At 70.9% G+C, this 6,154-nt stretch carries 7 protein-coding genes; 5 read left to right on the top strand and 2 right to left on the bottom strand.

The annotated features are described in order from the left end of the window. The first annotated feature begins 158 nt into the window (after positions 1-158). From ACIA5D_RS12310 to pilO, 4 genes are read left to right on the top strand one after another with little or no spacing between them, the layout of a single operon-like run. Positions 159-947 carry a prepilin peptidase gene (locus ACIA5D_RS12310; RefSeq protein WP_396029937.1) on the top strand — a complete coding sequence of 263 codons (789 nt, stop codon included), beginning with the start codon at positions 159-161 and terminating at the stop codon, positions 945-947. Positions 948-963: 16 nt separating this feature from the next. Next, the gene (pilM, locus tag ACIA5D_RS12305) at positions 964-1,989 is read left to right on the top strand and encodes a type IV pilus assembly protein PilM (protein ID WP_396029936.1); all 1,026 of its coding nucleotides are present in this window, start codon (positions 964-966) and stop codon (positions 1,987-1,989) included. Then, positions 1,989-2,687, top strand: a complete 699-nt coding sequence (locus ACIA5D_RS12300; RefSeq protein WP_396029935.1) for a hypothetical protein — start codon at positions 1,989-1,991, stop codon at positions 2,685-2,687. Before pilM ends, ACIA5D_RS12300 begins: the two co-directional genes overlap by 1 nt. Beyond that, positions 2,687-3,259 (top strand): type 4a pilus biogenesis protein PilO, encoded by a 573-nt coding sequence (gene pilO, locus ACIA5D_RS12295; RefSeq protein WP_396029934.1) that lies wholly within the window; start codon positions 2,687-2,689, stop codon positions 3,257-3,259. Before ACIA5D_RS12300 ends, pilO begins: the two co-directional genes overlap by 1 nt. Positions 3,260-3,275: 16 nt before the next feature. Here the strand turns inward: pilO and ACIA5D_RS12290 are convergent, their stop codons facing one another. Then, positions 3,276-4,568: a PQQ-binding-like beta-propeller repeat protein gene (locus tag ACIA5D_RS12290; RefSeq protein ID WP_396029933.1), complete on the bottom strand. Its 1,293-nt coding sequence runs from the start codon at positions 4,566-4,568 to the stop codon at positions 3,276-3,278. A 26-nt stretch (positions 4,569-4,594) separates the two neighbouring features. On the opposite strand from ACIA5D_RS12290, the gene ACIA5D_RS12285 reads away from it, so the two are divergent. Continuing rightward, complete coding sequence (locus ACIA5D_RS12285; RefSeq protein WP_396029932.1) at positions 4,595-5,248, top strand: GntR family transcriptional regulator; 654 nt, start codon at positions 4,595-4,597, stop codon at positions 5,246-5,248. Here the strand turns inward: ACIA5D_RS12285 and ACIA5D_RS12280 are convergent. Then, entirely contained in the window at positions 5,242-6,084 is an 843-nt protein-coding gene (locus tag ACIA5D_RS12280; protein WP_396029931.1) for an LLM class flavin-dependent oxidoreductase, read from the bottom strand. The two genes, ACIA5D_RS12285 and ACIA5D_RS12280, sit on opposite strands and share 7 nt — an antisense overlap. Between the last annotated feature and the right edge of the window lie 70 nt (positions 6,085-6,154).

The following is a 6,154-nucleotide window of genomic DNA, read 5'->3' as shown; positions in this document are numbered from 1 at the left end:
CCAATTGGTTTTGTTAAACCCACGCGGGGCGGGGGGCTGGTCATCGCCGGCCCCGGTCCCGAGCCCCCCCCCAAACCCCGGGTTTTTTACCCCGGGGGGGGCCCCCCCCCCCCCCGCCCCCACCGCCACCCACCCACGACGAGCCGAGGAGGCCGGACATGCCGCAGACTTTTCTGTACTGCGTCGTCGGCCTCCTCGGCTTCGCCGTCGGTTCGTTCCTGAACGTCGTGATCTACCGGGTCCCCCGCGGCGAGTCGCTGGTGCGGCCCGGCTCGCACTGCCCGCACTGCGGCAGCGGGGTGCGCAACCGGCACAACGTCCCGGTGCTCGGCTGGCTGTTGCTGCGCGGCAAGTGCGCCGACTGCGCAGCGCCGATCAGCGCCCGCTACCCCTTGGTCGAGGCCGGCACCGCCGCCCTGTTCGTGGCGGTGGCCGCGAAGTTCGGCTGGTCCTGGCAGCTGCCGGCCTACCTCTACCTGGCCGCCGTCGCGATCGCGCTGGCCGCGATCGACATCGACCTCAAGCGCCTGCCCGACCGGATCGTCCTTCCGTCGTACGCGATCGCCCCGCTCCTGATGATCCCCGCCGTGATCGCCGAGCACAGCTGGGACGCCGTGATCCGCGGCTTGATCGCGGCGGCGCTGCTGTACGCCGGCTACTGGATCCTCGCCGTGCTCCCCAAGGGCATGGGCTGGGGCGACGTGAAGCTCGCCCCACTGCTGGGCTTCTACCTCGGCTGGCTCGGCTGGAGCTCGGTCGTCGTCGGCGCGTTCGCCGCGTTCCTGCTCGGCGGCGCGGCCGGCGTCCTGCTTCTGGCCGCCCGCGCGGCCACCCGCAAGAGCCGCATCCCGTTCGGCCCGTACATGCTCGCCGGCGCCTTCCTCGCGGTCTTCGCGGCGGCGCCGATCGCGAGCTGGTACACGTGCCTGCTCGTACCCACCGCCTGAACGAAGGGACTCGCAGATGGCCGGGGTCATCCCGATCGGGCTGGACATCGGCTCGTCCTCGATCCGTGCCGTCGAGGTCCGCCGTGGCAAGGACGGGTACGCGCTCAACAACTTCGGCCAGATCCCGTTACCGCCCGGCACGGTGACCGGCGGAGTCGTCCAGGATCCGGTCGCGATCACCGGGCTGCTCAAGCAGCTCTGGGCCGGCTGCAAGTTCGGCACCAAGCACGTCAGCATCGGCGTCACCCACCCGCAGCTCGTGGTGCGCGAGATGTCGGTGGCCAACCTGCCGGCCAAGGAGCTGAAGCAGGCGCTGCCGTTCCAGGTCAAGGACGCGCTGCCGCTCGCGGTCGAGAAGGCCGTGCTCGACTTCTACCCGCTCGAAATGCCGGGAAGCAATCCGACCGTGCGCGGGCTGCTCATCGCCATGCCGAAGGAGGCCGTGCTCACCGCGGTCGAGGCCGCACAGAAGGCCGGCCTGCACGTGGTCGGCGTCGACCTCGCCTCGTTCGCGCTGCTGCGCGCCGCCTCCCGGCTCGACGCCCAGGTGGAGGCGATCGTCGACATCGGCTCGGACGTCACCAGCGTGGTCGTGCACGCCGACGGCGAGCCGCTGATCGTCCGGACCGTGCTACGCGGCGGCACCGAGATCACCGCCGCGATCGCCACCCGGCTGGGCGTGCCCCAGCAGGAAGCCGAGGCGATCAAGTGCCACTACGGCCTGCACGGCGACGGCGATCCGGTGACCATCGACGCCACCGCCGAGGCCGTCCGTCCGCTCGCCAGCGAGCTGCGCAGCTCGTTCACCTACCTCGCCTCCGGCGAGCGACAGAAGCAGGTCACCCGGCTCGCGCTCTGCGGCGGCAGCGCGCTGATGCCCGGACTCGCCGAGCACCTCCAGCAGCAGCTGGGCATCACGGTGGTGTACGCCGACGGCGCCAGCCGGCTGCGCGACACCCGCAAGGGACGCGAGCGCGGCTTCGACAGCTTCGTCCCGTCCGCCGCCGTGTCGATCGGCCTGACCCTGGGAGCGGCAGCCTGATGAGCACCAGCACCACGGCCCTCCTGCCGCTCGACCCCGCGATCTCCCCCGAGCACGTCAACCGCGTCCTGCCGATCCGCGCGAACCTGCTGCCCGAGGAGATCACGGCCGGTCGCAACGCCCGCCGCACTCGCGTCGTGCTGGTCGCGGCGGTGGTCGTCGTCGCCCTCCTGATCGGCGGGTGGTACTGGCACGCCGACAAGGAGCGCGACCTCGTCGCGAGCGACCTCGCCTCGGTCACCCGGCAGGTGGACACGATGCGCAAGGAGACCAAGGCCGACGCGTACACCAAGGTCACCGACACCATCGAGACCCGCGACAAGATCGTCGCCGATCTCAAGATCGCGCTCGCCGCGGACCTGCCCTGGCAGACCCTGCTGGACGCGCTGCGCAACACCGCGACCAAGAAGGAAGTCACCCTCACCACCGTCGTGGGCGCGGTGACCACCGACGACAGCACCGGCACGGCCGCGACCTCCGAAACCACCGGCACGCTGACGATCTCGGGGGATGCCGCGGACAAACCGACGATCGCCGGCTTCGTCGACGCGATCGCCAAGGTGACCGGGGTGACCGACGTCTACCTCACCGCGGCGAACCAGAAGGACCCGACCACCTGGACGTACACCCTCACCGCGAGCATCAAGACCAGCTACCTGTGCGGCCGGTACAGTGCCAAGACCTGCGGGGGTAACTGATGGGTATTCGCCGCACCGACCGGCTATGGATGCTCGGCGGCCTGTTCGCGATCATCGTGATTGTCGTGGCGGCCTATCTCCTGGCGATCAAGCCGATCTACACCGACCGGGGTGACAAGCAGAGCCAGGCCGAAGATCAGGAGCTGACGCTGGTCACGCTGAGGCGCCAGCTGAACGACCTCAATGCCAAGAGCAAGAACATCGCGACCTACACCGCACAGCTCAACGCGAAGAAGGGCGCGATGCCCGACTCGTACGACATGCCGAACTACCTGCGCGCGCTCCAGATCTCGGGCACCGCGGTGGACGTGGAGGTCAGCGGGGTCAGCGTGGGCGGGCCCGCGAAGGTGACCGGATCGCAAGACGTCATCTCCGTGCCGATCACGCTGACCGCTACCGGCACGCCGGCCGACCTCAGCCGGTTCCTCAACCGGCTCCAGAACGTGCAGAGCCGCGCGGTGCTGATTACCGCGATCAACCTCGGCGCCGGCGCCGACCCCACCGAGATGTCAGCCACGCTCACGATCAGCGCATTCTGCCTCGACAGCCCGAAGTGCGACGTCGACGGCTGAGCCGGCTCGAGTCGGGTCAGCCCACGCGCCAGACCGTGGTGTCGCCGGTCAGGGTGGCGCAGACCAGGTAGTCGCCGTCCTCCTGGCAGCGGAACGAGGCCACGTGCGTCATCGAGCCGGCCGTGCGCAGGTCGCCGGTCGCCGGGTCGGGCACCGACACCCACGTGCGGATGCCCTCGGTGCGCAGGATCAACCGGCCCAGCTGGCGGCTGTGCCCGAGCGGGTGCAGCACGCGGCCGGTGCCGGCGTCGATCAGGGCCGCCTCGGCGTCCTCCTTGTTGTCGTACGCGAACAAGCGCCCGGCGTCGTATTGATAGGCGATTCCCCACGACGGCTGTTCCCAGCGCACCCCGCCGCCGGCCGGGTCGACCGCCGTCACCCAGCGGGTGTCCGCCACGCACAGCACCGCCCCGCAGTCCGACACGATGCCGACCGGCCCGCCCTCGGTCCGCCACAGCGCGGTCAGCGGCCGCACCGAGTACGCCGTCAGCGACGCCCGCCCGCGCACCCGCCGGGAAAGGTAGAGCCGGTCGCCGACCACGCTGACCGACGTCGAGTTCGCCGGCACCGACCGGTCGCCGGCCTGCTCGTAGATCAGGCCCAGGTCGCCCCGGGAGAGCACGCTGCCGTCCGCGTACGAGAGCACCACCACGTCGCCGGCGTTGCCCACCGCGACGATCCACGGCGAGCCGCCCTCGTAGAGCGCGTCCGGGCCGAGGAAACCGGCCGGGTCGACGTCGCGGCTCCAGACCGTGCGGCCTGTGCGCACGTCGGTGAGGCGCAGCGTGCTCCGGCCGTTCACCCCCGACTGGGTGAGCACGCCGCCCTGGGAGACGGCGAGCACGGCCGTGTCGGCGGACACGGCGAACCACAGTTGACGTCCCGAATCGGCGTCCAGCGCGGTCAGCCGCTGCTGCTCGGCGCCGGAGAGGACGAGCACGATCCGGTCCGCGTCGCCGGTCCACAGGGTCTGCACGGCCTCGTCGAACGTCCGCGTCCAGCGCGTGTCTCCGGTGGGCAGGTCGTAACGGCGTACGAGGGCCGGGGTCGACAGGAACAGCGACCCGGCACCCAGCTGGACGGCCGTGACCGGCTCGGACACCGACAGCACGGGCGTCAGCCCGGGTGGCGGCACGACCGAGCCACCCAGCGCGAGCAGCGCCGTGACCAGCACCGCCAGCAGCCGCGCCGGACGCGATCGCGCAGCCGCCCCGGTCTCCTCCGCCGTCGGAGACGGGCGGTCGAGATCGATCAGCGGGACCTCGGCGACCATGCGTTCAGCATGCACGGCGAGTGCCTGCGTCGGCACCTGGTAACCCTGAGTACTCTGCCCGTATGTCTTATGCGGTCCCACCGACCCGCACCGCGGCCGTGGTCCGGCAGCTGCGCAACGAGATAGTGACCGGTGAGCTCCCTCCGGGCACTCTGATCAAGGACGCCGAGCTGGCGTCGCGGCTCGGCGTCAGCATCACGCCGGTGCGCGAGGCCATCGCCCAGCTCTCCGTCGAGGGCCTGATCGACATCGCGCCCAACCGCACCCGCCACGTCACCCGCGTGACGCAGAAGAACGCGCTCGAGCTGATCGACGTGATGAGCGTGCTGGCCTGCGCCGGTTTCGAGTGGGGCGTCGACAACCTCACCGAGACCCACGTCGACCTGCTGCGCCAGCGGCAGAACGAGTTCGTCGAGGCGCTGCGCGCCGGCAACGTGCTCGCGGCCGGGGCGGCCGGCGCCGACTTCAGCACCATCGTGATCCTCGCCAGCGGCAACCGCGAGCTGCAGTCCATGGTGGACCTCGTGGTCGCCCGCACGATGCGGATCCTCGCGATGACCGCCGAGAGCGGCCTGTGGGACATCTGGATCAAGGGGCACGACGCGATCATCGACCTGCTCGAGGCCGGTGACACCCAGGGCGCGCTGGCCCGCTATCGGCAGATCTACGTCGACTACCGGTACCGGGTCGAGCGGGAGCTCTTCGACGATCAGTAGCCGTTGATGATCTTTTCCACCCCCTCGATCGCCGGGGTGCGCACGGCGAAACGCCTGATTCCCCAGCGGCTCTCGATCTCGCTGAGCTTGGCGACGATCTCGTCGAGGGTGCCGGCGAAGACGTAGGGGGCGGCTATCAGGTCGGACTCGTCCTCCTCCATCTCTTTCGCCCAGCTCGCGTAGGCGGCGCCGGCGTCGTCGGTCACCTCGAAGCGCTGCACCAGCGCCTCGGTCGGGGTGTCCGCGCAGATCTCGATCTGCGCGTCGATCTGGTCGCGGCGCCAGCGCGTCTCGTGCATGTGCCCGTCTTCGAGCGTGCGGCCCAGGCCGGAGAGGCCGATGACGTCGGCGCTGGTGGCGGCCCAGCGCAGCAGCCGGGTGTTGCCGCCGCCGAACAGAAGCGGGACGCGCTGCTGAACCGGGCGCGGCTTTTCCAGCTCGCGATCGAGCAGCGCCCGGGTTCGCTCGGCCACCTCGATGCAGTGCTCGACGCGGCCGCGCACGTCGGGGCGCGCCTTGCCGACCGCCGCCCACTCGGCGGGGGTGTGCCCGGCGCCGATGCCGAGGAAGGCCCGCCCGCCGGAGACGACGTCGAGCGTGGCGACGTCCGAGGCGAGCAGGATCGGTTCCCGGACGCCGGCGTTCGAGACGTATGAGCCTAATTTGATCTTCGTGGTCACGGCGGCCGCCGCGGCGAGCGCCACGAAGGGTGAGGCGCACGCGCCGGGATGGTCGGCCGCGTGGAGGGCCGCGAAGCCGATCTGCTCGGCCCGGCGGGCGAGGTCGAGCCACTCGGCGGCGGTGGTCGGTTGAGCTTGCAGCGAGAACGTCACCATCGGCCGATCCTCGCCGATCCCCGTCCCCTGCGCCCAGCCGTTCTGCCATGAGCAGACGACGCTCCCCGGA

Origin of the sequence: Actinoplanes sp. NPDC051513, from assembly GCF_044454685.1 — a bacterium.
Classification (GTDB): domain Bacteria; phylum Actinomycetota; class Actinomycetes; order Mycobacteriales; family Micromonosporaceae; genus Actinoplanes.
The sequence above is the reverse complement of the archived record's forward strand: the minus strand, read 5'-3'. Positions and strand labels throughout refer to the sequence as shown.

What these genes read in the sequence shown, in the direction of transcription:
- ACIA5D_RS12310 (WP_396029937.1), top strand. Translation starts at nt 159, where the DNA reads ATGCCGCAGACTTTTCTGTACTGCGTCGTCGGCCTCCTCGGCTTCGCC.
- pilM (WP_396029936.1), top strand. Translation starts at nt 964, where the DNA reads ATGGCCGGGGTCATCCCGATCGGGCTGGACATCGGCTCGTCCTCGATC.
- ACIA5D_RS12300 (WP_396029935.1), top strand. Translation starts at nt 1,989, where the DNA reads ATGAGCACCAGCACCACGGCCCTCCTGCCGCTCGACCCCGCGATCTCC.
- pilO (WP_396029934.1), top strand. Translation starts at nt 2,687, where the DNA reads ATGGGTATTCGCCGCACCGACCGGCTATGGATGCTCGGCGGCCTGTTC.
- ACIA5D_RS12285 (WP_396029932.1), top strand. Translation starts at nt 4,595, where the DNA reads ATGTCTTATGCGGTCCCACCGACCCGCACCGCGGCCGTGGTCCGGCAG.
- ACIA5D_RS12280 (WP_396029931.1), bottom strand. Translation starts at nt 6,084, where the DNA reads ATGGTGACGTTCTCGCTGCAAGCTCAACCGACCACCGCCGCCGAGTGG.